General features: G+C 51.7%; 22 protein-coding genes and 3 pseudogenes. 16 read left to right on the top strand and 9 right to left on the bottom strand.

What is annotated here, in order from left to right; genetic code table 11:
* The first annotated feature begins 219 nt into the window (after positions 1-219).
* From HALTADL_RS07170 to HALTADL_RS07145, 7 genes are all read left to right on the top strand, one after another.
* Complete coding sequence (locus HALTADL_RS07170) at positions 220-1,953, top strand: hypothetical protein (RefSeq protein WP_218143684.1); 1,734 nt, start codon at positions 220-222, stop codon at positions 1,951-1,953.
* Entirely contained in the window at positions 1,954-2,742 is a 789-nt protein-coding gene (locus tag HALTADL_RS17690) for a Piwi domain-containing protein (protein WP_218143685.1), read from the top strand. It begins immediately after the preceding gene.
* Between the two features lie 22 nt (positions 2,743-2,764).
* Positions 2,765-4,255 carry a metallophosphoesterase family protein gene (locus tag HALTADL_RS07165; protein ID WP_089673091.1) on the top strand — a complete coding sequence of 497 codons (1,491 nt, stop codon included), beginning with the start codon at positions 2,765-2,767 and terminating at the stop codon, positions 4,253-4,255.
* Complete coding sequence (locus tag HALTADL_RS07160; protein ID WP_089673092.1) at positions 4,252-6,963, top strand: AAA family ATPase; 2,712 nt, start codon at positions 4,252-4,254, stop codon at positions 6,961-6,963. Before HALTADL_RS07165 ends, HALTADL_RS07160 begins: the two co-directional genes overlap by 4 nt.
* Positions 6,963-8,234, top strand: coding sequence for a DNA double-strand break repair nuclease NurA (locus tag HALTADL_RS07155; RefSeq protein ID WP_089673093.1), 1,272 nt, complete (start codon positions 6,963-6,965; stop codon positions 8,232-8,234). Before HALTADL_RS07160 ends, HALTADL_RS07155 begins: the two co-directional genes overlap by 1 nt.
* Before the next feature lie 163 nt (positions 8,235-8,397).
* A complete protein-coding gene (locus HALTADL_RS07150; RefSeq protein ID WP_089673094.1) occupies positions 8,398-9,066 on the top strand; it encodes a hypothetical protein in 669 nt (222 codons plus the stop codon).
* Positions 9,063-10,793 (top strand): ATP-binding protein, encoded by a 1,731-nt coding sequence (locus tag HALTADL_RS07145; protein ID WP_089673095.1) that lies wholly within the window; start codon positions 9,063-9,065, stop codon positions 10,791-10,793. Before HALTADL_RS07150 ends, HALTADL_RS07145 begins: the two co-directional genes overlap by 4 nt.
* A gap of 54 nt (positions 10,794-10,847) precedes the next feature.
* Here HALTADL_RS07145 and HALTADL_RS07140 read toward each other — a convergent pair whose 3' ends face one another.
* A complete protein-coding gene (locus HALTADL_RS07140; protein WP_015911568.1) occupies positions 10,848-11,786 on the bottom strand; it encodes a transposase in 939 nt (312 codons plus the stop codon).
* A 96-nt stretch (positions 11,787-11,882) separates the two neighbouring features.
* Entirely contained in the window at positions 11,883-13,379 is a 1,497-nt protein-coding gene (locus HALTADL_RS07135; RefSeq protein WP_218143715.1) for a hypothetical protein, read from the bottom strand.
* Positions 13,380-13,486: 107 nt separating this feature from the next.
* On the opposite strand from HALTADL_RS07135, the pseudogene HALTADL_RS07130 reads away from it, so the two are divergent.
* A pseudogene (locus tag HALTADL_RS07130) lies at positions 13,487-13,900 on the top strand (DUF6610 family protein); the annotation flags it as partial.
* Positions 13,901-13,970: 70 nt separating this feature from the next.
* A complete protein-coding gene (locus HALTADL_RS07125) occupies positions 13,971-14,900 on the top strand; it encodes an ArdC-like ssDNA-binding domain-containing protein (protein ID WP_089673816.1) in 930 nt (309 codons plus the stop codon).
* A 197-nt stretch (positions 14,901-15,097) separates the two neighbouring features.
* On the opposite strand, the gene HALTADL_RS07120 is transcribed toward HALTADL_RS07125, so the two are convergent.
* Entirely contained in the window at positions 15,098-15,658 is a 561-nt protein-coding gene (locus tag HALTADL_RS07120) for a TATA-box-binding protein (protein WP_089673817.1), read from the bottom strand.
* A gap of 498 nt (positions 15,659-16,156) precedes the next feature.
* On the opposite strand from HALTADL_RS07120, the gene HALTADL_RS07110 reads away from it, so the two are divergent.
* From HALTADL_RS07110 to HALTADL_RS07090, 4 genes and pseudogenes are all read left to right on the top strand, one after another.
* Complete coding sequence (locus tag HALTADL_RS07110; protein WP_089673819.1) at positions 16,157-16,369, top strand: hypothetical protein; 213 nt, start codon at positions 16,157-16,159, stop codon at positions 16,367-16,369.
* A 475-nt stretch (positions 16,370-16,844) separates the two neighbouring features.
* Positions 16,845-17,117 carry an AbrB/MazE/SpoVT family DNA-binding domain-containing protein gene (locus HALTADL_RS07100; protein WP_089673820.1) on the top strand — a complete coding sequence of 91 codons (273 nt, stop codon included), beginning with the start codon at positions 16,845-16,847 and terminating at the stop codon, positions 17,115-17,117.
* The gene (locus HALTADL_RS07095) at positions 17,118-17,549 is read left to right on the top strand and encodes a type II toxin-antitoxin system VapC family toxin (RefSeq protein WP_089673821.1); all 432 of its coding nucleotides are present in this window, start codon (positions 17,118-17,120) and stop codon (positions 17,547-17,549) included.
* 229 nt (positions 17,550-17,778) lie between these two features.
* Positions 17,779-18,516: pseudogene (locus HALTADL_RS07090) on the top strand (IS5 family transposase); the annotation flags it as partial.
* An 8-nt stretch (positions 18,517-18,524) separates the two neighbouring features.
* Here HALTADL_RS07090 and HALTADL_RS07085 read toward each other — a convergent pair.
* Both HALTADL_RS07085 and HALTADL_RS07080 read right to left on the bottom strand, forming a co-directional pair.
* Positions 18,525-19,055 carry an IS630 family transposase gene (locus tag HALTADL_RS07085; RefSeq protein ID WP_162551687.1) on the bottom strand — a complete coding sequence of 177 codons (531 nt, stop codon included), beginning with the start codon at positions 19,053-19,055 and terminating at the stop codon, positions 18,525-18,527.
* Positions 19,024-19,578, bottom strand: a complete 555-nt coding sequence (locus HALTADL_RS07080) for an IS630 family transposase (RefSeq protein ID WP_089673823.1) — start codon at positions 19,576-19,578, stop codon at positions 19,024-19,026. Before HALTADL_RS07080 ends, HALTADL_RS07085 begins: the two co-directional genes overlap by 32 nt.
* Before the next feature lie 49 nt (positions 19,579-19,627).
* On the opposite strand from HALTADL_RS07080, the pseudogene HALTADL_RS07075 reads away from it, so the two are divergent.
* Both HALTADL_RS07075 and HALTADL_RS07070 read left to right on the top strand, forming a co-directional pair.
* Positions 19,628-19,717, top strand: a pseudogene (locus HALTADL_RS07075) (IS5/IS1182 family transposase); the annotation flags it as partial.
* 280 nt (positions 19,718-19,997) lie between these two features.
* The gene (locus tag HALTADL_RS07070) at positions 19,998-20,255 is read left to right on the top strand and encodes a hypothetical protein (protein WP_089673824.1); all 258 of its coding nucleotides are present in this window, start codon (positions 19,998-20,000) and stop codon (positions 20,253-20,255) included.
* Between the two features lie 432 nt (positions 20,256-20,687).
* On the opposite strand, the gene HALTADL_RS07065 is transcribed toward HALTADL_RS07070, so the two are convergent.
* Both HALTADL_RS07065 and HALTADL_RS07060 read right to left on the bottom strand, forming a co-directional pair.
* The gene (locus tag HALTADL_RS07065; RefSeq protein ID WP_089673825.1) at positions 20,688-21,887 is read right to left on the bottom strand and encodes an orc1/cdc6 family replication initiation protein; all 1,200 of its coding nucleotides are present in this window, start codon (positions 21,885-21,887) and stop codon (positions 20,688-20,690) included.
* Between the two features lie 529 nt (positions 21,888-22,416).
* Positions 22,417-22,884: a hypothetical protein gene (locus tag HALTADL_RS07060; protein ID WP_089673826.1), complete on the bottom strand. Its 468-nt coding sequence runs from the start codon at positions 22,882-22,884 to the stop codon at positions 22,417-22,419.
* Between the two features lie 149 nt (positions 22,885-23,033).
* On the opposite strand from HALTADL_RS07060, the gene HALTADL_RS07055 reads away from it, so the two are divergent.
* Positions 23,034-23,579: a hypothetical protein gene (locus tag HALTADL_RS07055; RefSeq protein WP_089673827.1), complete on the top strand. Its 546-nt coding sequence runs from the start codon at positions 23,034-23,036 to the stop codon at positions 23,577-23,579.
* Between the two features lie 1,069 nt (positions 23,580-24,648).
* Here HALTADL_RS07055 and HALTADL_RS07050 read toward each other — a convergent pair.
* Together HALTADL_RS07050 and HALTADL_RS07045 are read right to left on the bottom strand one after the other, a co-directional pair.
* Positions 24,649-25,305, bottom strand: a complete 657-nt coding sequence (locus HALTADL_RS07050) for an arsenate reductase/protein-tyrosine-phosphatase family protein (protein WP_089673828.1) — start codon at positions 25,303-25,305, stop codon at positions 24,649-24,651.
* Entirely contained in the window at positions 25,302-26,489 is a 1,188-nt protein-coding gene (locus HALTADL_RS07045) for a carboxylate--amine ligase (protein ID WP_089673829.1), read from the bottom strand. The genes HALTADL_RS07050 and HALTADL_RS07045 overlap by 4 nt, the downstream gene beginning before the upstream one ends.
* Between the last annotated feature and the right edge of the window lie 271 nt (positions 26,490-26,760).

Raw genomic sequence — 26,760 nt, 5'->3', positions numbered from 1 at the left:
TCAAACAGCCCCCTATTTCTATTGATGTAGTAAGTGTGGTTGATTTCTACTATCATCTCATCTCGAATTGGTTTCTTCTTGTTGTGAATAGAGTTCTCTAACCGTCCATCACTCTTTTTTAGACTTTTAGAACATCTATTGATGCTAAGTTATTTTTAGCGTGTTTGAGATTCGCTTAGTAGGAAGTTATATGTTAAATGCCTACTATTACAGAGGTAGATGGTTACCCAGGCTGACATCGAAGACGGCGAAAAAATCGATATCCGAGTTCAGGTACTCTCCAAACTGAGTTGTACGACAGACAAAATGGCTAATCGACTCAAAGTCTGTGATACGGCTGGTAATGAGTTCCCTCTTGCTCTCTGGAAAAACAATGCATTGAGCGATTTTGCGTGGGAAGAAGGTCGCTGGTACGAACTCACGAACGCAAAAGGAAACGAGTTCAAGAATAAAAAAAGCCTGAACGGATCATACCAGCTCGATGCTGAACCAATCGAAGCTCCGACAAGCGATGATCAGACAAATTCACCCACACTATTAGACTCTCTTGATGATGGCGTACCGTATTTGTCGCTGTTTGAGTTTGATCGGAGTTTTGAGGAATTGAAAGTATATCAGTACAGTATTGAGGCAACGGCCGTCTTTGACGATGATCCTATGAATGAGACGTACCGCCTTGCAGGGTATCTCCGCGCGTGCAGTGGTGCTGGTGTCTCGGTTGTGGGGGCGATGTCTATTATTACAACGGACCCGATGTCTGTTGACCTTCCAGATCCATTCACTCTCACAGATGAGACACGGACCACTCTATACGCTGATGATAAATCCGATAACGAGCAAATCGTTCGGTTGCTCCAACAGTTAGTGAAGAAGACAGTCGATGACGATGTTTATGAAACCGGACGTGTGGATCGTATTCACACCAAGCAACCGGTTATCAAAGGGCCTGATGGTCTCTTCGAAGCGTGTCTCTCCTACAGTGTTCGTCTTGATCTGTTTCCATCTGGTGATGGGTTTGCTGGAATCGAACTCAGCCATCATGCACGAAGTCGAGTTACTGTCGACGAGTACATTGAGCAAATAAACGCGACCGTAGACGAACTGGTTGGCACACATGTTGAACATGATCCAGAAACATATTCGAAGCCTGGCAGTGGAACACTCAAAGGCTTCGCTGACAAGCGATACACCGACCCAATTCCTGATTTTGGAGGTCAGTCGCTTGCTGACTGGTATGAACAACAGGGCCGAATTTCCGATGAACTCTCTGAACAGCTCAGATCGAAGAATCCACAATTAATTGAGATTCAGTACAATCCGCATAACGATAATACAGATATCCATGTCCCGGATCTCCTCCGAGTGTCTCCGAAAAAAGAGGTAGTAAAAAAACTGGCTCCAGAGTTCCACAGGAAGTGGGATCGTGCTGCGAAGATGCTCCCTGATGAAAGGTTTCGAAAAGCAATCGAGTTCGTCGATGATTTAGATCCTCTTTCGGGGATCGATTCTCGGATCACCTCGACACCAGTCGGACCGAGTCTCTCGTTCATGTCTTCGACAGTTGACCGGTCGAACAATCTCAGATTCAGAGATAATCAGACAACAAGCCTTCCATCTACAGGACTACGAAAGTACGGAGCACATAGCCGCCCGTCGTCTTTCAAAATACAGTATCTTGTACCTGAGTGTTGCGCTGACCAGTTCAAGCAGCTTCGTGACCGGTTGGAAAAACAGCTCAGATCTTGGGGTTGTGAGCCAGACGAAACATCGTACACAGAGTATGAACTCGGTAGTGCGGTAAACTACAGTAATTCAGTGGCGATGATCGATGATGTTGATGCCGTGCTAGCGGTCGTGCCTTCACCAAACGATACACGCATTCGGAATGGTGATATCGACGATCCATACGCGGAATTCAAAAAGGCACTTGGGAAGCAGGCGATCCCATCGTAAATGATTCGAGAGGATAATCTCGACAACAAATGGGCGGTTCGTAATACTGCACTTGGACTGGTTGCAGGTGCTGGAGGGATTCCATGGCGTGTCGATGAGATGCCTGGTGAGGTGGATTGCTTCGTGGGGTTAGATGCGACGCGTGATCCGAAAACAGGTCAGTTCCTCGGAGCGAGTGCGAACGTGGTTTTGGCGGACGGGACAGTATTCGTTTCAAAAACACAGTCACTCCAGTCTGGAGAAACGTTTGATGAGGACGCAATCATTGATATCCTCAAAGACGTGAACAGAGAATTTGTTCGAGCAGAAGGTGACTCACCGAGTAACATTGTCATTCACCGTGATGGACGTGTATTCGAAGATGTCGATACCATTGTAGAACCCTTCGATGAGATAGGGATTGAAATCGATATTGTAGATGTTCGAAAAAGCGGTGCTCCACGCGCAGCAATACTCCAAAACGGGGATTTCCAGATTGATCACAAAGGACAACTGTTCATCGCTCAGAATGATGAATTTGGTTTCCTTACGACTACTGGTCGACCAGAATTTGACGAGAGCGACGGGTTGGGAACTCCACGAGCTCTTCGCGTTGTTCGACGGGCTGGTGACACTCCGATGCAAACGCTCTTAGAACAAGTGTACTGGCTCAGCGAAAGCCACATCGGAAGTGATCAGGGGAGCACTCGACTGCCGATAACGACGTATTATGCGGACAAATGCGCTGAGTCTGCACGTGAAGGGTATCTTATTAACGGGGAACTTATCAGAGGAGTTCCATACGTCTAAACACATTACAAGGACAGAACAAATGAAATTTGCACATCTTGCAGACATCCATCTTGGACATCGGCAATACGGACTGAAGCAGCGAGAAGATGATATGATGAACACGTTCGAAGCGACGTTACAGCTTATCATGCAGGATGACCCTGATGCGATCGTCCTGCCTGGTGATCTGTTTCACTCGCGTGATCTTCGCCCGAAAGTGTTGGAAGCTGCTGAGAAGGGACTTAACGTCGTTCCTGACGATGTTCCGGTTCTCGTTTCTCGGGGTAATCACGACGAGAACTTGACGCCGCGTGAAGTGACGTGGCTAAACTATCTCCACCGCCGGGGACACATCGTATTACTGGAAGCGGATCTAGAGAGTGAGTCTGAAGCTGCTAGGTTCGAACAATACGACGCCGAAGATCCGGGAGACGACTCAGGGTTCTATGATATAGAAACACCGGATGGGACGGTTCGTGTATTCGGATTGCAATGGCGCGGAGCTCGAACAGATACTGCGCTTGAACAAATCGCTACCGGTATTCAAAGAACTGCAGAGGAGTACGGTCAGGCTGAATACACGGTTCTATTGGGTCACTTCGGTATCGAGGACGAGGTACCTGCACTCGGAGGGAACGTGACGCACGCGGAACTACGAGAGGTACGACAAGAAGTGGATTACTTAGCGTTGGGTCACATTCACAAGTGTTACGACGCCAGTGGCTGGATTTTCAATCCAGGATCACCCGAGGCCCACTCCACGGCAGAAGCACGTGATGACTGGGAGCATGGCTACTACAATGTGGAGCTGAGTCAGGCAGACGATGAGTATGAGGGTCCCGGCCAACTTGCTCACGACGTTGTCCACAACTCATCTCGACGACGCCCATTCTTCACTATTGAGCTTGATGTGACACCATTTGATTCGGCAGGTGAACTCGAAACAGCGTTCGGTGAACACATTGAGGAGCAACAAGCTTCTCTTCGAGAGATGTTGGGGCGAGAAGAGTTCCTGTTAGGGAGTGATCATCGTGAGCCACTTCTTGATCTTCGGTTCGTTGGAACGCTTCAGTTTGACAGAGGTAGTTTCCGAGTTGACGAACTCGCTGAACAAGCTGGAACAGCGTGTAATGCGTTATACGTACAAACGAACACGAGTCGTGTGACAACCGCAGAGATCCAGGAGCTGCTCGCTGATCTTGATGATGATGAGGTGTTCATTAACGGTCGGCTGCAGACTGCAGCGCTTGAAAAACGGGTTTTCGAAACGATTGCGACTGAATCTGAATACAGTGAGCAGTCTGAGTCGGTGGCGACGCTTCTCGGTGACGCGCACCGCATGGCACAGGACGGAGAGAACACAGACGATATCGTTGATGTTGTTTCAAGCAGTCGCCGAGACCTGTTCCCAGAGGCCGCTGATGGTGTAGTGCTGGATGTTGAAGAGGACCCCTTCGGGAACGCTGAGGAGGAAGCTGAGACTGGTGGTGCTGACCGGGACGCTGCTGTGGTTGAGGGTGATAGCGAATGAAGATTATCGATGTTACATTAGAGAATATCAAGTCGTACGAGGATAGAACAACGATTTCGCTTCGTGGGGGTGTGACTGCGATTCTCGGTAAGAACGGGTCTGGGAAGTCGACGATTCAGGAGGCAATTGGGTTTGCGCTTTTTGATTCGCTTCCGTTCAATAATAAGGAGTTTGTTCGGGAAGGCGCATCTTCAGGGACTGTGGAGGTCACGATCGAACTGGATGAAGCAGACGGATTACAGAGGTACCGTGTAACTCGGTCTGCCGGGTATTCGAAATACGGTGTTGCGCGGTATGATGGCGAGCGCGATGAGTGGATCGATCAGGATATCGATTCGAAGAAAGCGTTGATGAAGTGGCTTTGTGCGAGGTTTGATCTGAAGGATAGCGATGAGTTGGGGAATCTGTGGGAGTCGTGTATCGGGGTGCCTCAAACACGGTTTCTCTCTGATTTCGCACAGCGACCGGCAGCACGGAAGTCAACGTTTGATGAGCTACTGAATATTGACGCGTATGAGGAGTCTTGGAGCACTCTAAAAGGAGTTCCAGATCAAATTAAAGCCGAACGCGGACAGGTGCGAGAGGAGATCCGTGAGCTCACGGGGGAAGTGCAGAGTCTCCCTGAGGAACGAGAAGACAGAGCACGATTAGAAGCGGAAATTGACGAGTTGTCAGCGGAAATTTCTTCAGCAGAAGCCGAGCTTACAAAGGCCGAAGACAGATACGAGGAGTTGGAGGCTATCGAAGGTCGAATTGCAGAGATTGAAGGAGATATCGAGCAGAACGAACAAGCGATTGAGGCGAAAGAGTCGGCTCTCGAAGTAGCAGAAACTGAGCTCAAAACTGCGCGAGAGGCCGAAAGGAAGTGCGAAGAGGCTCGTGAAGGGTACGAAGAGTATCGTGATGCGAAGGCTCAGCAGGAAGCACTTGAGGAACAGATCGATGAGTTAGAGAAATTACGGACGGAACAACAGGAACAAGAAGCGGAACTCGGGAAGCTCGAAATCCGGCAAGAAGCACTCGAAGAGCAGGTTAAAAAACACGAGGTGGCTCGAGAGAATCTCGAAGAGTACGAGGCTCAAAAGGACCGCTATGAGGAACTTGAAGACCGTATTTCTGAATTAGAAGCTGATCAAAAGACTGTCGAGCGGTTGGAAGGTGAGATTTCAGATCTTGATTCTGATGCAAGAGACACACTCACCGAGCTTCGTGAAGAAGTTGAAATTATTGAGGAGGTTGAGGCTGAGGCAGCGAAGGTTGTTGATGCAGCTGACCTGCGTGAGGAAATTGGCGAAATAAAAGCAGAAATTGCATCGTTGAATGCGGAAGAAACCGATCTGAAGGAGAAACTTGAGCAGCTTGAAGATGCGGAAGTAGACGCTCCGTGTCCGACCTGTGGAAAATCGCTGAAGGCAGATCATCGCACAGATCTCATCGAAGAGCGTGAAGCCCGAATCGAAGAGATACAGAGTCAACAAGAAGCTCTTGCTCAGGAGATCTCGGAATTAGAGGCAGAGTTGTCCGAGGCTGAAAAGGTCGAAAAGCGAGTTTCGAAGCTTGATATGCGTCGGAACCAAGTCTCTGAGTTACAGGATGACCTTCGTGAACTCAACGGGGAGCGAAATGAGACTCGGGAACGAATAGTCTCGCTCAGAGAAGCAATTGATGAATTACCAGGATTGCAAGAAGAGCGTGATTCGCTTGAAGATGCGAATGATGCGTACTACACAGCGAAGGCCCAAGTCGATGAGTACGCTGATGCGCCGAGTGAACTTGGTGAAGTCGAAGAGTCGATTGAGTCTGTAGACGCAGAAATCGAACGGTTAGACGAAGAGATTGATGAGTTCGGTGATGTCGAAGACGAGCTTGAAGCAGTAAAAGAAACGCTCAGTGAAACCGAAGAGGCCTACCAACAGTTTGAACGGAATAAACAGGCTGCTGAAAAGCTGGAGGAACGCCAAGCAGCCGTAGCGGAGATTGAGGAGACACTTGAGTCGCTCAACGACGAGGGTGAAGACCTCTCTGACAAGCTAGAGGCTGAGAATGAAGCGTTTGACACTGACGAGTATGAGACGCTCGGTGAGCAGATTGCGGATTACAACAAGCAGATCAACACGCTCTCGGGTCAACGGTCGGAGAAAGAGAAAACACTTGAGAACGTTTCTGCGACGGTTGAGAAATTAGAAGGCAAGTTAGAGGAGAGAAAACAAGAGTTTGAACGGCTGCGTGAACTTGCTGCCGACCAGAAATTCGCTTCATGGGTGCGCGATAACGTCCGTGCTGCGGGACCGAAAATGCGGAATGTCATCACAGATCGTATCGGGAAACGAGCAGATGCTATCTTCCGGTCAATTCGGGGCGAAAAAGCCGAACAGCTCGAATGGACATCCGACTATGATATCGTCGTTACTGATGCTGATGTTCAGAAATCGTTCTCGACGCTGTCAGGCGGTGAAAAGATGGCTGCTGCGCTAGCGGTTCGACTGGCTATACTGGAACAGATCTCTGGTCTCGGAATTGCGTTCCTTGATGAGCCGACCGCAAACCTCGATCAAGATAAGAAAGCGAACCTTGTCGGGCAACTCAACAGACTCGATGCGTTCGAGCAACTCACAGTCATCAGCCACGATTCGACATTTGATTCGATGACTGATTACAGCATCACTATCGAGAAAACCAGCCAGACCTCGGAAGTGATGAGTGACTAATGCCGTTCGATAAGCTGGAAGTTGCAACGGCACTCGATGATAACGTTGAGACGATCAAGTCATACTTAGAGGATGATGATGACCTGGTTGAACGGTATCAGAATGCTTTCCGTCGACTTCCTGAAATCGGTGCCAGCGAGATTCGGCGTGCACTGTCGACGGCCTCCTATCCTGGTGCGCTTCCAACTGAGGCACTTGACAGTGCAGACTCACTCATAATTCGTCACGACGAATCAGATGAGTGGGAGACTCATGAGGCCGTTAACGATTGGGCTCGGAAGCTCCTGATGGATGTGCCGATGCTTGCTGTTGATGGGTCTGAGATTCCGCCGACGAAGCAGTTCAATATTCCGTTGGCGTACGTGCAAGCGGCTTGGTGTTTGAATCATCATTCACCAGAAGGAAAACTTGAACGAGACAGGAAAGGGAAGCTGCTTGGTCCGATGGAAGTCACTCGGTCAGGTGGCGAGGCTGGCGGTGACGAGTACCGATTCGTTGATGGCTCGCTAGTCGGGCTTGAACGATATGAACACGAGGCAAACTTGCTGGTCGACAAAATCGAAGACTTAGCAGAGCAGTATAAAAATAGTACACTGGAGCGTCGACCAGTCGTTCTCTATGATGGGCCGCTTATCGTATCGTTTGCCAACCCAGAACGTCCGGCAGTCCGAGATCGGTACCTTGCGTCTATCAGTCAACTCATTGCAGCGAGTCAACACCATCAAATACCGCTAGTCGGCTATGTGGCTGGGACGAATGCCGTGGAATTAGCGAAAATGACGCGGTTACTCCTCCAAGACGAGTTCGGGGCCGACCGAACGATTCCTGATGCCCGCGTGTTGGCCGGGATGATGAGTCCATGGGGTGATTCGACCGTACCATTCCTGTGCCGTCGTGATGGAAGTGTCGACGCTCTCACGACGACGTACCGTGGTGTGAAGTATGACTTCGCCAATGAGATTTATTTTTCGTACCTGAAAGTCCCGCCTGGTGCGGGTCTTGATCGATTGGAGTTCCCAGGGTGGTTACTGGATGCAGACGCTCCATCTGGATACGAGAGTTTGTACGAATACACATTGGATGCGGTGCGTGCTGAAGCCGGGGTCGGTCGAGGGTATCCGGAGATACTTCAGCAAGCAGATACTGACGCTGTTCTTGATCAGCGTGACCGGCAACAGTTTCTTCGCCTACTTCAGGGATGGGCAGAGGAAAATGACATCCCACTGGAATGGGATGCAAAAGCACTCAGCAAGGAGCTGCGTCGTCGATGAAGCTATCCATACACGGCTCAACTGGGATCGATTCAGATCCGTGTGGAGACCTGTCTGCTCGTAGTCTCAATGAAATCATCGTGTCTCCCCTTCGTGCATCGAAGAACGAATCAGAACTTGATTACGGTCATGGAACCGTCACCTCCACACCTTACCGAACCTTATGAGTAACACATCATCAAGCAACCAAACCGAGCGGGTTGACGATTGTCTCGCCATTGGAAGTATCATCAGTTCAAACAGCCATCTGGATTACACGGTCGAGATTTACAACAAGACCGACCGGGAGCGAGCGCCTGCGCCGGATGAATGTGGGTTCGGCCAGCCCGTGTTTATTAAGAAAACGATTCAGGAGACGGAGTACATCGTAATGGGCGTCATTTACGATACTCGACTTGTTGATCCTGATCAGGGCCGGTCGGGTCCGCGTCTCGCTCAGCAAGACCAACCACAGTTCACACCAGGGTACGTCGAAGAGCGGACAAAGCTCGCGGGTGTCGCACTCCTTGGCACTGCAAAAATCACAGATGGCGGTACAATTGAGGAACCAGATCATCAGATGCCCCGCTGGACTCTTGCTGTCGAAGATATCGTCGAACGATGTCCAGATGGCGTGATTCGTGCGTTTCACACAACTACTGATGGCGGAATCCAACTCGCGTATATGGAACGGCTACTCGACGTTGCAGGTCCACTTGGTGCGGAAGTAACGCTCACATTGGTTGAGCGTCTCAGCCAGTTATTCCCTGCTGAAGAACACCAACGATTACTTGATATCATCGAGAAAGACGTTCGTTGGCAGTCGTCAGTCGATAGAGGGGTGATGCGATGAGTCCTCCACAAAATTCCACGTCGGCTGATGAGGCTCTTGTCGGGACTGTTGCCGCTCCTGGAGACGGACCAAATGAGTTCTTCATTGTTACCCCTGATGAGCAAGCTGTAAAGACTGGTGAGTTCATAACCTACTCAATTACTGTGGAGGGAACTGCTCAAGATGTACTTGCCCGGGTTACGAACCGAGAGCAAGCAAGAGGGCTTCCTGAAACGTTCATGGCAGACCCGAGTATTGCTCCAGAAACAGTCGCTGGGACTCTCGGTGTTCCCACGGATGATATCGACCTCTACCGTCTCGAAGCCACCGTAATCGGGTTCTATGACACACAGATGCAGACGTTCTCTAATCCTCGGCAGCTCCCACGACCAGGGACGCAACTCCGGACCGCTTCTGATGCGCTGTTAGAAGCTGTTCTACCGAACCTCGGTATTGGTCGTGAGGACGCCCTTACCAACACTGGTGAGGTTGATGTGAGTTCCGTCGACGTGACAGAGCGTAATGGGTTGGCTCACATGGGATGGTTACTCAACCGTGAAACCAATGCAGTGAACGTGCATGTACCAATTGACGAGTTCGCTGCGACACACTTAGCCATCCTTGCCTCCACTGGGTCCGGTAAATCGTACACCGCAGGTGTCCTCATGGAAGAAATGATGATGCCGGATATCCGTGCATCACTGTTAGTGTTCGATCCACATGGAGAGTACGATACACTATCCGAGATGCGAGGAGAGGAGGTGTTTGAGGGTGAAGACGGATACCGGCCTGAAGTACAGTACTTTAATCCAGAAAATCTTCGAATCCGGATTTCAGAACTCAGTGTTGATGATGTAATGGCTGTACTCGATGATCCTAGTGATCGGATGCAAGAGCGTCTTGCTGGTGGATGGCGTGCAATGCAGCAGTCGGATTCCCGGACGTGGGGAGTCAACGAATTAATGGATGCAATGCGGGATCGTTATGATGACGACGATGCGAGTGTTGGTGCATTAGAATGGCGCCTTCGGCGCTCGATCCAACGCAACGACTTGTTCACAAGAGATGCAAACGTTGCGCTCAATGAATTGGTGGCTCCTGGTCGATGTACGGTTTTGCAGATGGATACACTCGGTCGACGAGACCAGCAAATGATTGCCACTGTACTCCTTCGTCGGTTGTACGAAGCCCGCCTAGCTGCAGTCCGTCAACGCGGAGATGATCCTGACTATGATGGTGAAATCATTGATTTTCCTCTGTTCTCGTTATTCGAAGAAGGACACCGGTTCGCACCCGCGACAGGAGATGCACCATCTCTCGGTATTATGCGGACAATTACGTCTGAAGGTCGAAAGTTCGGATTCGGACTCGGAATTATTAGCCAGCGGCCATCAAAAATCGATCAGGATGTGCTTTCGCAGTGCGGTACGCAAGTGACGATGAAGATCCAGAACCCAACTGATCAAGATGCCATTAAGAATAGCGTTGAGGCCGCTGGTGAAGATGTTCTGCGTGAGTTGCCAGGGTTAACACCTGGACAAGCAGTAGTATCTGGGGATTCGATGAATACTCCAGTATTGATTCAAGTTCGAAATCGACATACTGAGCACGGCGCAGGCAGTATCCCGTCGACTGAAAAATGGCGAACGGCTCATCAACAACTTCAGCAACAGCCGACACGTTCAGAAACCGCTGATATGGGTGGCGGTGAATCAAGCGGAGAAGAAGACTTGTTGGGTGGTAAATGATTTCTCAGTACTATTCGAGTAACTAATACTGTAGAGGGTGTCATAGAATAGTTCTCATAGCGTGATGACGGTGCTTCCTGGATTGTCTCCGCGTTCGTCGTTGGTGATCGCAATAACGAGACGAAGGCACAGCGCGAGGAACACTTGTGCTCGTGCGTGGACGCGGCCTCGGGCGCGAACGTGCCCGAGGCCGCAGTCCTTGACGGCGTCGTTGGTTCGTTCGACTCCACTCCGGCGGTTGTACGTCTCGTCTAGCGTCGATTGCTTCAGCTGAACGTCCTCGCTGTGTTCGTCGATGCGGGCTTCGACCCTGTACTCGATGTCTTTCGGATCGTCGGTGTTTCGTGCGTTGTACGGAGCGACTGGCACGACCCCTGCGGCCAGCAGGTGGTCGTGCCAGCCGAGCGTGTCGTAGGCGCTGTCTCCAAGCATCCAGATCGGTTTCTCGACGGCGAGCGCGTCACACGTGACGCGCATCGCCGTCTCCTCTGGCGCTTGCTTGCTCTCGGTGAACTCCGCGGCAATCGGGATCTTTTGCCCGGTCGAGACGATCGTACAGCCGTAGCCGTGGTAGTACTCTTCGGCGGTTGGATCGTAGCCTTTCGACGCGTCTTGGTCGGCGGGCATCGTCCTCACGTCGGTGGAATCGATGGAGTAGGTCAAGTCGAGCAGGCCGCGGCAGGCGGCCTGCTCGACGAGGCGGTCGAAGACCTCGTCGACGACGTGTTCGAGGTCGGTGAGGAAGCGATCGACCGCGTCTCTCGACGGCGGTCGATCGAAGCCACAGCTGAGCCAGACGACCGTGTTCTGGAGTTCTCGCGTGACTGGACGGATGCCGTAGACGTTCTTGTAGTAGCAGTGCAGGAACGCTCGGAAGAGTGCTGGTGGGTGATGATCTCGTGTTCGCCCCCGGCGAGCGGGGGCGAACACATCGAATTCTTCGAGAAAGTCGAACTCAAGATGCTCGAACAACGCGAGCGTCTCGGTCGCCATTACATTGAAGAACTCGTCGATAGAAGTCTCCTCTTGCAGGATGCTGGCGCTCGTAGACACAGTTCCAACATCCTGCGTCTTCGTGTGTGACGCTTTCTATGACACCCTCTGTTGTACTGTATCTTCTCCAAGGACGAATCGGAGAAGCTGGAAGTAGTGATCGATGATGTCTTGGACAGCAGTTTCTCTGGTCCTGCCTGCACCTTCGATCAATGGTCGGAGATCGAAGAACGGCATACCGGGAATCATCCCATCTTTCTCAGGGATCTTCATGTATTCCACATCGTCGAGATCACCGAACAGGGTTCTGTGACAACGCAAATAGTTTTCACACATATCACCTCCCTTTGGATCGATCAGCATTGTCGGTCCTTTGAGGTCCTTGTATGAAGTCAGCATGTCGTTCATAGTCGCGACGGACTTACCACTACCAGTTGTTGCAGCTCGTAGGTAGTGGTGTCTTAGATCTGGTCCAGAGAGTCCAATTGCATCCCTTCGAGAGAGGGTGTCGAACCATTCTTTTTTGCTTTCGATTGCACTGATTACGTCTTTGTCTTCACCCTCTTGATCTCGAAGTTCTGTTACTGCTCTTCCGATTGTCATGCCACCACTGAACTCTTTGAACACCTCTTCATTAGGGGATGTTAGTGGGGACTGAGCTTTGGGCATCCCACCAGTACCACCACGGCTGGCTTTTGGTAAGGAATCAATTGAAGGAACGGTAATGAAGTTGGCAAGCTCGTTAATGTTACAGACGAGGATCGGCTTGCGACGGGACACCATCTCGTATCCGTTAGGGTAGGTGATCCCGTGGTTCAGCATCCGCTTGTATTCATTTTCGTTCCGTTCTAGGTAGTTCCCATCGATCTGGTAGAACTGACCACTGAGGTTGTTCAGAGAGTCTTCGACATTGGTTGCGACAGCTTGGTTTTCGGCTGCTATTCTCATACTCACATTGTAAGTGTGAGATGGGTCTTTCAGGTCGATTTGACCCATTCTACTTGTGCCAGATCGTCTGCCACTAGTCTGTGAATCGTGGATTGTTCCACCAACGTCTTCTGGTGTTTCTCCTCGGTGGCGTTCTTGTTTTTCTTCGTCGGATACGCCTAGGACAGCATCCATGACAGTACGCAGAATGAGTCCTCCTTGGGTGTGGCAACCTTGTTTGAGGATTCCTTTTTGTCTTTCTGCCTTTGCTGCCCAGTTACTTCTTGGCTCGAAGATGAGTTGGAAGAGTACTGCGCCGTCGTCTTGGATGACTGTTTCAAGCAGGTTTGAGATTGGGGAGCGGTCAGTTTCCTCAGTGTCGTATGTTGTGAGGGTAGTCATCCAGTCTTTACGGCGTTCTTCAATTCCTTCGTAGCGAACCATGTGTGGAACGTCATCGAACACATCGGTTATATCGAAGTGCTTGCGGTCGAATTTGTATCCGTCTGGATACTGGGAGCGTGTTGTACTCTCTAGTTTGTCACAGTTGGCGTCTCCCCTTTCTCCAGGGCCGATGAGGAATTGGAATTGGGGTTCTCCAGCTGGTTTGTAGATGATCAACTCGAAGTTGGAAACTCCCTCGATACTCTCAATATGGAGTTCCATATCGAGTGGGAGTTTCCTTCCTCGACCATATTCATGGAGGCCGTAGAGTTGGTGGTTGACCGTTTCAGAATTTACTTCCTCCCGTGATGGTGTGATCTGGATGTACTCTTGACTGGAACGGCTTGCATCGAGGAGCTCAATTTGGTGAGTTCTGGACCGATCGTGGCTGGGACGACAGTGGTCGTGATTCCGATCACGTGACGGTTCGGAAAACCGTACGGCACAGTCTTGGGAAGGTTCGAGAGTTCTGGCAGGCACACGGCGTCTGGCCCGAGTCGACGCTCCAGGATGTCGGTGTCGAGTATGCGTATCGTGGGACCTCTCCGAGCGATATCGAGTGCCCAGCGTGTTCTGAGTGCAGTATGAACGTCTGGTCGACCGAACGTGGACCCTACGTGGCTGAGTACGATACCGGGGATCTCTGTGGGTACTGCAGTTACGACTGTTATTTTGCGCACCGACACCGGAACCATCTCGAAGAGCTAGCTGGTGAACAGAGCGTCTACTTCCCACCAGCCTAACCGCAGTGTTTTTTCGCGCCCCAAGGGGTGCGGCGCGTTCTGAAGAAGCAGAACTCGTCGTGTGAAAATCATGGCTACACAGAGTGAGACGTCGGTTTCCTTCGAGGAGAGCGATACCCGACACGATGAGATGCACAGTACGATTGAACACTGGATCGGCGAGCTCGTCGACCACGTCGATGATGCACAGGAAAGCAAAGAATTCCAGGAGTGGCTTGATGTCCAGAGTCGCTTCCATGACTACTCGCATCGAAATACGCTGCTCATCAAACTCCAGTGTCCCGAAGCAACGAGAGTCGCCGGCTATCACACCTGGCGAAACGACTTCGATAGGCACGTCCAGAAGGGCGAACAGGCGATCTGGATCTGGGCTCCGATCATCGCCAAGCGCTGTCCGAAGTGCAAGAATTCACCCAGCTACCACGACCAGATCGACTGTGAGTACGACAAGAGGCCTCCAGGAGAGTGGTCGAAAGGGCTAGTCGGGTTCAGACCTACGACTGTCTTTGATGTCTCTCAGACGGAGGGTGAGCCCCTTCCCGAGTTGGAGACTGCGGCGACGGGGGACGCTGGCGATCTCGTGGTGAAGCTCACGGGGGTGGCTGAAGACCTCGGGGTGACCGTTCGAATAATTGAGCCTGATGAGTGGAAGTACGGAGATGCGATGGGCGTCTGCAAGTACCGATGCATCCATTCGTTCCACCCTGTGGTGGAAGCAAAAGCCCGAACGAATCAGGCTGACCTCGCTGTTACGTTAATCCACGAGTACGCTCATGCGTTGTTGCATTTCGATGTCGACAGTGAACCCGAGCGGGCAAAACGTGAGGTCGAAGCCGAGGCCGTCGCGTACATCGTCGGTCGATTTTTCGACTTGGATACGAGTGGCTCTGCGTTCTACTTGGCGGCGTGGGAGAACGAGGATTCGGAGGTGATCCAGGATCGCCTTGGTCGAATTAGTTCGACTGCTCAGGAGATCATCGAGGCAGTTTCAAAAATATAGACCTACATATTCTTAACTAGGTATCCTGCTTCAGTTCGTTAGAATATATTGAACGTCAACTGCATCCATCAAATGTACTGTTAGTTGGTATTTCTAAAAATAACCCATCTGAGTCGATTTGAATTGTCATTAAATCACAATCCCTGCTATTCACAAACGTACTAGAGCGAATCAGCTGCTACGGCTATCCCTGAATCTTAGCCCAGCAGACCGAGATCATCGATTTTCTCAACAATATTCTCTACAGCAGCAGTCGCATCCTCAGCAAATTTACCACCCGTAATTACGATTTTACCGCTCCCAAAGAGGAGGATGACGACCTCTGGATCCTCCATTCGGTAGACAAGTCCAGGAAACTGTTCGGGTTCGTACTCAACATCCTCTAACCCAAGCCCGATCGCGAGTGCATTCAAATTAAGATCATAACCGAGGTCTGCACTCGAAACAATGTTTTGGACAGTGATCTCTGGAGAGTCAGTGATTGGGATACCCAACTCACGAAGCTTCTCAAAAATTATCTCGAGGGCCTCGTGGACATCATTAACACTTGCAGCGCCGGTACAGACGATTTTCCCCGAGCGAAAAATCAGTGCTGCAGCTTTTGGATCTTGTGTCCGATCAACGAGTCCAGGAAAGTTGTCTGGGTTGAATTCGGCACCGGGAATATCGTCGACAAGTGTTTCGAGATCAAGTTCCTGATCGATTCCAGTTGATGCAACAACGTTCTGAATTTCAATTGTCTCTGTCGGTGCGGTCATAAATTAATGTAACCTAGTTACTGAGATGGTATTATAAAGGGAGGACAAAACCAGTCGACCTTGGTTGGATGAATTGGATTCTCACTCTTAGGAAGTTAGCGTACCTTGATATGGGGGAGGACACTAATTTAATCGTGATTAAGGAAATTCACCTCCAAGGACCATCGAATCCCCATCCCCCTAATGCCATGCTGTCCCCGGGCCAATCAGCCTATCCAGTCAAGCACTCTGCAGACTGAATTTGATTCTGAAAGCGTCGATGCCCCTTTGACCCCAGATTCGATCCAATAAAAATAGATCGTGTTCGCCAGCTGCTCGACGACCAGGCGTTTCTGGATATCATCGAGTGTCGACGGACTGGCGGCGGCTACCAGAAAGGGACCTTTACCGCTCACCGATTGTTCAAAGATCCTGATGTTGTGAAAGGCGTTGGTCACGAACCAGAGTTAGGTCCGAAGTCGGTAGAATAGACCTCTAGCGAGTGAAAACACCACATATATGGTTAGAGACACACTTGAGACAATTGATGAGCTGCTTGAGGGCGTGATGAATGATGTAGATGATTCTGATGTGCGGTACAGACTCCGAAGTGCTCGTCAGCTGTTAGAGTTGGCCAAACAACGTTATAAAGGTCATGATGAAGCTATTGAGGATATAGTAGAGGATGACGAGATACTCAAAGATCTCCGTGAGCTTGGATATGTGGAATAATCATCCGTTGAATTAATTCTCTGTGTGTTGCACTGTCTTACCTACTAGATGAGTGATTACTTCGCTGATTTCCTCATGGGTCCTTACGGACCACGATGAGGGCGCTAATTGCACGTTTCTGCAATAACGTGCAAAAATTCTGCTCTGGGCCGGGAATAGCCCCTGTTGAGAGTAGATTTCAACACCGCTAAGTGCATAATTTTTTTGAGTAACACGCAATACGAACCGAACGGAACAAAGACAGCTCCTGGAACGTGTGGCTCTCACGGAGCGAATACGAAGTGCTCCCTCGGGAAGCCGAGATCTTTGAGCAGGAATGCGGCGATCCGACTGATAGGCGATTGTGGACTTCGTGTACAGGAGGTCCTCGATGTGAAACTCGAGCATATCTCCTGAATGAGCGATGGCACGCACTTCGAGCTGAAGAACAACATGTGGCGCAACATGTATTGTGCGTGAGCCTGTACTAGAGGGTATGGCAGCAGAAGAAGCTCCTGAAGAAACCAAAGTCAGTGATCGAGGAATGGTCACGATCCCGGCGGACCTCCGCCGACATCTCGATATCGAGCCTGGTGACAAACTCCGATGGAACACTGACGAAGAAGGAAATCTCTCCGTAGAGGTGGTCAAACAGCGCTATGGAGCGTTCGAAGACGACGACATGAAGGCTCCGATGGGCGGTGATAGCCTCGAAACGCATGATCTCGCTGGTAACGAGGAAGACCTAGTGTTTACGGAGGATTCCTGAATGGCGGTCGCGGTAGTCGATGCTAACATCCTCATCGACTACAAGGACACGAGTCCGGACACCCGTCATGAACGAGCCGAGAACATTGTCTATGCCATCGATAGAGGCGATCTCCCGACTGCTCGAATCACGAATTATGTTCTGTTAGAGACGCTGAACTGGATTCACGAGCGGCAGCGACACGATATCGCCGTCGACCTGAAAACCCGTCTCGCCAATTCAGCAGGCTTCGAGGTGGTCCATTGTGCGCAAAAAGACTTCCACCGTGCGATGGAACTCTTTGAGAGCTATGAGAGCCTCTCGTTTGGTGACGCGACTATTGCTGCGTATATGCAGCGGACGGGTATCGAGTACCTCTACTCGTTTGACGACGACTTCGACGGGATCGAGGGTATTACCCGGCTAGATACCCCAGATAACCCGTTCAATTGATCCTGTCGATCAAACATCGACGCTGTCACCTGATTCTGTTGTCGATAAAAAGAGGGCTGGGACAGTATTGACCTAGCCAAAGGAATAAATCCAGAAGGAGGAGGATGGTCTCACGCGTGTCGACGCTGCAACGCTGGAACAACGCCTCGAACGGCTGTGTTGAATCACTAGATGGCGTCGGGGTGGGTCGCTAAATCAAAGGTGTTGAAGCGGAGAGATTCGGTTGCCTATGACACAAATCTCCCGCTTCACTAGCGAGATTGTCCCGATTGCTCAAAGAGTTACTGGCGATGGAGACGAATCCGCCGCCCCGGAAGGTGGCGGCGGATTCGCCGACTATGCCCTCGTTTCCCTCCATTGTCTACGGATTTACCTCAACACGTCCTACCGGATGACGATTGACCTCCTGAAGGAGATGCCACAAATAACAGGGGAGATCGGCCTTGACGCGGCCGATCTCCCCGTCCCATCCACGTTGTGTAAGGCGTTCGACCAGATCAGTATGAGCGTCTGCCGAGTGCTGCTGCGCCAGTCGGCGCAGCTGCACGATCCCTCAAAACACGGTGCTATCGACGCTACATTCTACGAACGCTCAGCTGCGAGTCGTCACTACTGCCAACGAATCAGCTACCGCGTGCAGAAGCTGAAAGTCACGAAGCTCGTGGATACAGACTCTCAAGCCGTCCTTGACGTTCATTGTTCAACAAACCGGGAAGGAAGCGACGCAGACCTCGCCGAGCAGATCGCCCGCCGGAATGCGGGCGATCTGCGGTCTCTTGCCGCCGACAAAGGATACGACAAGCAATCGCTCCGCGAATCCCTTCGTGACCTCGGGATTCGCCCGCTCATCAAACATCGTATCTTCGCACCCTACGACCACGCACACAACGCTAGAATCGATGAACAGCGCTACAATCAGCGCTCAATGACCGAGACGGTGAACTCGGCGGTCAAGCGCTCGCTCGGCTTGAGTGATCACTGTAACTTTTGAATATCAGGAAGGAACGTCTCGATCCAGTCAACAGCGAAACTGAGCCGATGGCTCAGCCGAAGGAACGCCTCAGTGACGAACTCTCTGAAGTGGTCTTTCCCCTCAAAGATTGTTGGTGAAATCTCACGCTTGAGGTCTTTCCACAGCGGCTCGATTGCGTTCAACGTCGGTGAGTACGGCGGGATGAAGACGAACTCGATACCGAGTTCGTCGGCCCTTTCCTGCGTGAGTTTCGCGTGATGAGAGCCGTAGTTATCTGCCACGAGCAGAATCCGACCCTGCGGATTCTGCTCGCGGATCTCTTCGAGAGCCTCGACGATCGTCTCCTTCACCAACCGCTCTTTGTACGTGATCACGCTTTGCCCAGTCAACGCATAGAAGCCGATTGACCGCCACGGTACCGTTACTAACGGTTTCTCTATCTGGACGGTGCGGTCAAACGACCACATCCGCTGAGAGTTCTCGAACGGCTGTGGCCACGCTTCATCGAAAGAATCCCAAGACGATTGGATCATCCTCCACGGCATCGTCCTCGCCGAGCGCCTCGCTCAGGCGCTCGGCGAGAATCTCCTCAGCATCCTCTGGACTTCGTGGATCCATCGGTCGTGGTTTGGCGTAGTGCATTCCTGAGGCCCGAAGCTTCCGAGCAAGATGAGTAGGGTGGTAAGTAACGCCGAAACGGTCTTCGATGAGTGAGAGGATCTCGCGTGCTGTCCATGGTTGGTTGATTTCAAGTACAGCACAGATCTCGTCCCACTGTGCCGAGGTGAGCTTCGGCGGCCGCCCGCCGCCGAAGCGTGGTCGCAAGCCCTTGACACCGTCTTGATTCCACGCGCGTGCCCAGCGGCTGCTCGTCGGCTGGGAAACGCCAACAGCCTCACCTGCCTGCTGTTGGGTTTTCCCACCGTAGAGGTTCTTGATAAAACAAAGTCGCCGGACGAGACGTGTCTCGTCCGCCTTCTGTGCCTCGTCAATCGCTCGATCTAACTCTGCGTCCGACAGATGCTCAACAAGCTCAAACCGACGTGATTGCTCCATCAGAGAAAATACGTTGTCTGAATATTCAGCTATTGCGCTGATCACTCTTGCCGTGCGAGCGCGATCATGGTTCCGTGAGTTCCGAGAAATCGCGCTGATGTGTGTCGTCTATAACATCAAGCGTGCCGTGAAACAGTGAATTCCACTGCTGTATGGCGATTCAACACAGCCCCTCGAACAGAATGTTCCAGAGTCGGTGTGGCGGGCGTATCTTCGTCGACGGGTCTCCAACGCCGAGTTGGCACGCCAAGACGGCTACTACGTCGTGCGGTAGATCGACAGACTCCTTTTCGCGGTTCTATGTGACTAACCAAAGACTACTGCTTTACTGGCGTTTCGACACGTCGATTTGGTTAGTGTGAATAACGAGAGTGGTTGGCAGAAACGGGTTTATCTAGGGCGAAGTGGCTCTTCAGATCATGAACGACAAAGCATCCGTCGACCAACACACCCGCGACAAACTCGAAACCGTCGACAAGCGACTCGCCGTGGCCAACGCGGAGATCGCCGCCGCCGTCGAGCAATCGACTGGCCTCCTCGCTGCTGATCACCCAAAGTTCCAACTCCGAAATACTCACACTGAACTGCTGGATGCCTACCGGGAGCTGGTACAAACGATTGATATGGTCGAACGAGTCCTCGGTGAGATCGACGAGCATAGCGAGACGCCCAAATAGATCATCAGCGACCACGGCGATCGGCTCGGCGAGACCTACGACGAGCCGCTGTCGTACATTGCGGTCCAATTGGCGAACAAGAACCGCCGGAAGTGGTTACACGCCAAACCCGAGACTCGCGGTGCCCAGCAGGTCGAACGTCACGGACTCACCGAGAACCAACGGCGGTGGTTGAATGACGTGGCCGACGAGTAGCCACACCACGGTTCCGATGTAAGAGAGTACGTTTCGTGTGTTAGCCGAACAATTCTACCAGTTCCATCGGGCGAGAGGGAGAGTACATTTCGTGTGTTCTGACCCACAGTCGACGGCCCCTCGCCGACAGACAGAGAGTACGTTTCGTGTGTTAGGCCAATAAAAGAGAGTGGTCGACGGTGGGGTGGTCGACAGACAGAGAGTACATTTCGTGTGTTCTCACCACCGAACCCGAAGCTACTCGCCCCGTTCGGATTCGATCTGCTTGCGGATCTCGATCACGACCTCGGGGTCTAAGTCGAGTGCGTGTTCGTGATACTGGCCACCACCGCGACCCTCGTTGCGTTCGAACCGTTGGAGAAACCCGAGCATATGCAACTCCGAGAGATGATCCTGGATGCTTTTCAGCGTGGTCAGCGGGTCGGCTCCACAGCGGGTTGCAACGGCCTCGTACATCCCTTGAATCTGTTTCGACCGGGCGGGCGTCTTGTCGTCGCTCTCTAAGATCGCCACTGCCTGTAAGATGTACTGGGCGTGTTCAGTCTGATCGCGAATGCGATTTTCGAGTCGACCGCGTTTGACCTTCGTCCGTGCTTCCTCGATATCGGCGTCGGTGACACACTCCGCACGGCGTTTCTCGGCAACTTCGCCGCCGACACGCAACAGGTCGATCGCCTGCCGGGCGTTGCCTACGTCACGGGCGGCGAAGGCGGCGGCTTTGTTGATCGCCGACTTATCATACCCACCGTCGACAAAGGCTTTCTCGGCACGATTCTCCAGGATTGTCTGGAGTTCGACAGCGTTGTACGGGCTGAATGAGATCTCGGTTTCCATCAGTGTGTCTTTGACCTTCGGCGACAGTTGCTCACGGAACGTGTAGTTGTTCGAGATGCCGATGAGGCCGACGTGGGCGGTCTCAATGTGGCCGTTCGACCGCGCCCGTGGGAGTTCGTACAACAGCGTATCGGCGTCTTCGAGGTGGTCAATCTCATCCAAGACGATCAGGTGCGTCCCACCGCGCCTATCGAGTTGGGCGTACAGCTCCTCGAAGGCATCAGCGGTCCCAAGGCCGCGTTTCGGAAACGGACTCGCCTCGGGCGGTAGCAGGTCGTTGACTAGCCCACGGACGATCGTAAACAGCGTCTTGCCGTTGCAGTTGCGTTCGTGGACATGGAGTTCGTCGGCCTCCTCCCGAGTGGCTGCGTTGTCGACCAGTGCGTCCATCATGTATTTCGTGACGGCTGTTTTCCCGAGCCCGGCCTTTCCATACAGCATGATGTTCTCGGGACTCCGGCCGAACAGCACGTCGCTGAGGGCGTGGCGGTATTCCTCGATCTCGTCGTCTCGTTCAAGGATACTCTCGGGTTGGTAGTCCTCCGAAAGCACGTCCTTGTCGGCAAACAACGTCTCGTGGAGGTCGGCAAACGGGTCAGACATTCCCTTTCTATTCTAGTCACTACTAGACTAGTATATAAAACCTCACTACCGGAGATTCGTGTGTTAGGGCCGTGGTTGTCGTACCGGCTGAAATCAGTGGCTGTGTGGCGTTTCTGTGGTATCTCCGAAACCGAGAACACACGAAATGTACTCTCTCTATGTACTGCTGTAGGGGGGGCCGTAATTGTCCGGCTAACACACGAAACGTACTCTCTTTCTCACTGGGCGTGGGGCTGATATCACGACAAGGTGGTCTGTGGCGGCTAAATACCCGGGAATTACACTTTGAACACGGGGTGTAGCCGATCGTCGATAACTCGTGAAAACTGGGTGTGGTCTGACTAACCAAGATTGGGAGAATTGTTTGACTCAAAATCCAAAACTTGGTTAGTGAGACAAGTCGACGGCTGCCGTTGTAGCGGGCGGTGAATGTGATTTACAGCCAGTCGACCACGCCGCCGAGTGTCGGTATTCACTCGACACGGTGGGGTGTGCCGGGCGACGAGAACACACGAAATGTACTCTCTTTCTATAAGAGGTCGATCACACGCTTTGGCGTTTTCACATGGACCTTCCCGTTGATCTCGTCGACCAGCTCCTCGGCCGCATCAACGAGACTGGAATGAACGACGATCACCCGCCGATAGCCGTTCTTTTGGAACCCATCGACCTGTTCGATCACTTTTTCAGGTTTCTCAGCTAAGGCATCGGAACTCTCGACTTCGACCAGCAGGCTCGACACCCCGAATCCTGTTACCGCCATATCAGGCCACCCGTTAATGCCGTCGATATCGCGCGTTCCTTCGCCATCACCGACACCGTGTTCGGCACCGATCGCCACGGAGTCGTCGGTCGCATCGTCGACGGCGTTGTACGTCTGTTCGAGCAGTTCGTCATGTTTGGGCTCGCTGTCCGAGGTGAGCCAACTGACGACCGCAGCACCGACGAGTCCGCCGCCTGCCAGTAGGCCGCCTTGTTGTTTTCTGGATAGCTGCATACTTGCTAATGGGTCTACAGGTTGATAAAACGTCAAACAGTGCTTAACGTGGATTTAACAATGAGAACGATTTTCGAGGTGGCATTGACTGCTCAACATTGTATACATACCTATTTGTATTACTATTTCAAACCGACAGGACAATACTGATGAACAAATGCACGGTCTGTGATGAAACCACTCTCGGCCACCGCTGTCGTGGCTGCGGCGAGATCCACTGCGAGTCTCATATTCTACCAGAGAATCACGACTGTGTATCCCTGTACGTCGATACTACCGACGGTAAGTGGTTCAATACACAGTTTGAGACACTCGGCGAGGACACGCATCGCGAGCAGCCAGAGACAAAATCTGTCGCCGAAATCAATGCATCCAGCACTGAGGACGACGAACCGACGCCCGATCCTGACAAGAACTACACGGTCGCCGAAGCCAACGACAACAATCCGAACTACCAGAACGACAGCGAGTATGAGACGGTCGACGTCGAGGAGGGGCAGGTGTATGGCACTGCTGAGCCAGAGTACGAATCCTCGCCCGATGTGAACCTTGACGGTTCGATCAAAACCGATGAATCGGGTGCAGAGCTAGACGAGATCGACGACGTCGACACTCGGTGGTTGTCCAACGGCCAGCTCGTGATCGTCGGCATTGTCGTGTTCTGCCTGCTAGCATACATTTTCTATCTGATTTAGCAGCCATTGAGACACGCGGTGAACGTGATCTACAGCCAGTCGACCACGCCGCCGGTCGGTATTCACTTGTAACGGTGGGGGGTGTCTGTCGGGCGGCGAGAACACACGAAACACACTCTCACGGCTGGTCGACCACGTCGCTAGGCCGTGACAGAATCCACAGAATAGTTGAGACTGGTCGTCCTAATGCATACGCTGTGAGTGGTTTTGCATTCCATCCAATGAATGCGTAGCTAAATACGGCAGTTACTGGAGCGAGGACTGTATCATTCTGATCGTGGACCGCCAGCAAAAGGCCGAGCAGCGTCTTGGAGTCAACGATTGTGCGGTCGGTCACTGGTAGAAGTGGCCGGGGACACTCAACAGAATTTGACAGTTATCTTGTGCTCGGCCAGTGGTCAATAGTGACAAGCATAGTGCAATCGTAGCGTCTCTAACTTGGACTATGTTAGAGGCCATTGATCAAGTAGGTGATGCCGACGGTTTTGGTGATGATATGGGAGACGAAGAGGCCATAAGCATCTAGTAGTGAATATTCTCCGAGATTGAGAGGTCAGTTCGAAGGAAAGTGTATCGCAGTACAGTTGCAAGCGTGAGTACACTGAGTATCGGAGTGACAACAGCGAAGTCAATGGTTGTGGTGCCGTAGCTATCGCTTATTTGTATAGAAGTAGGAACGCCGCCTGTCACGGTCAGATGCGATGACAGTTTTCTGTATACCACACGAACACGATGGGTGGCCATTATTGACCGGCAGCACGGCGTTCGTAGGTAATCCCACATCGAAGTCTATATAATTATCTCTCAATAACTGATTTGTTCGTCAACGGGGTGGGATCGAAGCTAGCTGTCGATTTTCGATTGTAGAAGTCAGAACACCCTTGCTAAGATCAATTGGATCGAAAGTACGAGGTATTACGCACGGTGATTGAACTCTCGATCGACTGGCAATACGGCGTTCGTACTCACAAGTCCAGCCAGCAGAATACAAATTGGAGGTGGTGATAACGGTCTCCAATGTGGCTAGTGGTTACTCGTCCGACTTTCCCTGCATTCCCCCCCCCCGGAATCACCCGCTAACCGACGACGAGTACTCTTCAAGAATGGAATCGATACAGTGGGCGATCTGTTCATACACCGTTTCAAATGCGTCAGTTCCGTTGTTGTATGGGTCTGTGAGTTCCATCTCTGAACCGTGATCAAACAGACGGAGGAAGAAAATCCGGTCGCTGAATTTGGGGAACGCAGTTATGAAATTATAGTAGTTCTTGTAGTCCATTAATAAGACGAGATCAGACTCGTTGAGAATCTCGGCATCCGCTTGCACAGAGTGGTGGTCTGTGAGATCCACATCCCAATTCGTTGCTGTCGTCACTGCATCCTGTGGTGAAGTCGGATCAGATGGCGACTGGAAGCCCGCAGAGTCGACAGTCACCCCCTCAATACCACGGCTATTGAGTTCCTGTTTCGTGTACCATTCTGCAAATGGGCTGCGACAAATATTCCCATGACAGACAAACAGCAGTGTGTCGTCCCCGCTCAAACAGTCGATCGCAGCAGCTCGTCGTGCTGCTCGCTTAGTCGGCGTCCGATGCAGTTTCTGATAGTAATAGAACCGAACACTCCGGCGGAATAGCTGCTTCTGAATGAATCTAGGACTTTGTCGAACGATTTCGGTCAGCGACTTATCGGCTACTTTGTTGGAAATTGTGTGTAGGGTACTCATTTGTTTTTGAAGGGATTGGCTGACGCATCAGTGCTGTAATTCATGGGTTTGTACTTTTCCGTAAACGAGTCAAGTCGATACAGGCACTCGCCAATCATTGGCAGTGGATCACTCAGTGAGAGAATATCGAAGGTCGATGGCTGTGTCGACGGTGTAAAGAACTCACGAAGGGCTGTGAGCTGATCGTCGCGTTTGAGTACCTGAAATGCATCCTTCGTCAGATTACGGGCACGGACGCCGACATCATAATCGAGCTTCGGTTCGACTGGATCTCCCATGGTGAGTTGGTAGAGAAGATAGGGAAAATCGACGCTAGCGAACGTCGACAACGCGAGACTACCCCAGAACCGAGGGTTGAGTTCAATCAGCCGTGGCTCACCAGTTCGGGCATCGATCCGAAACTCAGCCATTGCAAGCCCCTGCCAGTCGAGAGCAGTCAAAAACTGGTCTGTGAGGTCGACGAGCTGTGGATCTTCGACCGTTTCACGGTAGGTACTCACCCCACCATCGGGTGGCAGGGATCGAAGGCGGTGTTGGACAGTGAGTCCAACCATAGTCGAGTTCTCGTCGTAGAGTGTATACACGCCTCGCTCACCACCGTTTGGAATGAACTCCTGAAACAGAACGGGGCCGACTAACGATGCTGAGTCGTTGGTCACTGCATCAAGTTCCTCGCGCGAGTGACAGACCGAAACCTCTTTTCTACCACTGCCGTGTTCTGCTTTTACGACAAGTGGATAGCCGAGAGCAGCCTCAGCTTCGTTGAGGGTACTCTCCGTAGAGAACAGTGTCTTCGGCTGTGGAATGTCGGCCTCACGAGCAGCCTCGACTGTGTGTCGTTTGTTGAGCCCGATCTGCACCATCTCGTATGAGGGGAACGGTACTGTGGTCTGTTCTTCGAACAAATGGCGGTGTTTGACGACGAGATCGACCGTCGACTCGTTCATCGGCAACAGCATATCGTAGTCGTACTTGGTGACTTCCTCTTCGAGAGCAGCTAGGAAGGCATCGGGATATGTCTCTGGATGGGGATGGGTAAACGACCGATGAGCATACCTCGAAAGCTGACCAATGCTGAATGATTTCGAACTCCCAGCAGTCACTTCGAGATCATGTGCTCCAAACGACCGAATGGCGACGAGTGACTGCGGTGCATGGGAGTTCAGAACTAAGATAGAACTCACAAGAGATCGTACATTGAGAGTGGTGTTGGTATACTGTACCCACGGCTCCAGTTTGGTTCTACGTCGAATGGATTAGTCATTGGAAGGCACCTGTGGCTGTGTCGACTGTTCGATCTCCTATATTTGAGGTTCATATTGGTGCAACACCTCAACAATATTCCTGAAGAAATGGACGTGAGATGGATGTTGGATTGTAATGACGATTTTCATACTGCCACAGTATAATAGCCAGATGGCCGAATATAATAACCATTTTTCAGGTGTGTGTGAG

The organism is Halohasta litchfieldiae (assembly GCF_002788215.1).
In the GTDB taxonomy this organism is placed as follows: domain Archaea; phylum Halobacteriota; class Halobacteria; order Halobacteriales; family Haloferacaceae; genus Halohasta; species Halohasta litchfieldiae.
The sequence above is the reverse complement of the archived record's forward strand: the minus strand, read 5'-3'. Positions and strand labels throughout refer to the sequence as shown.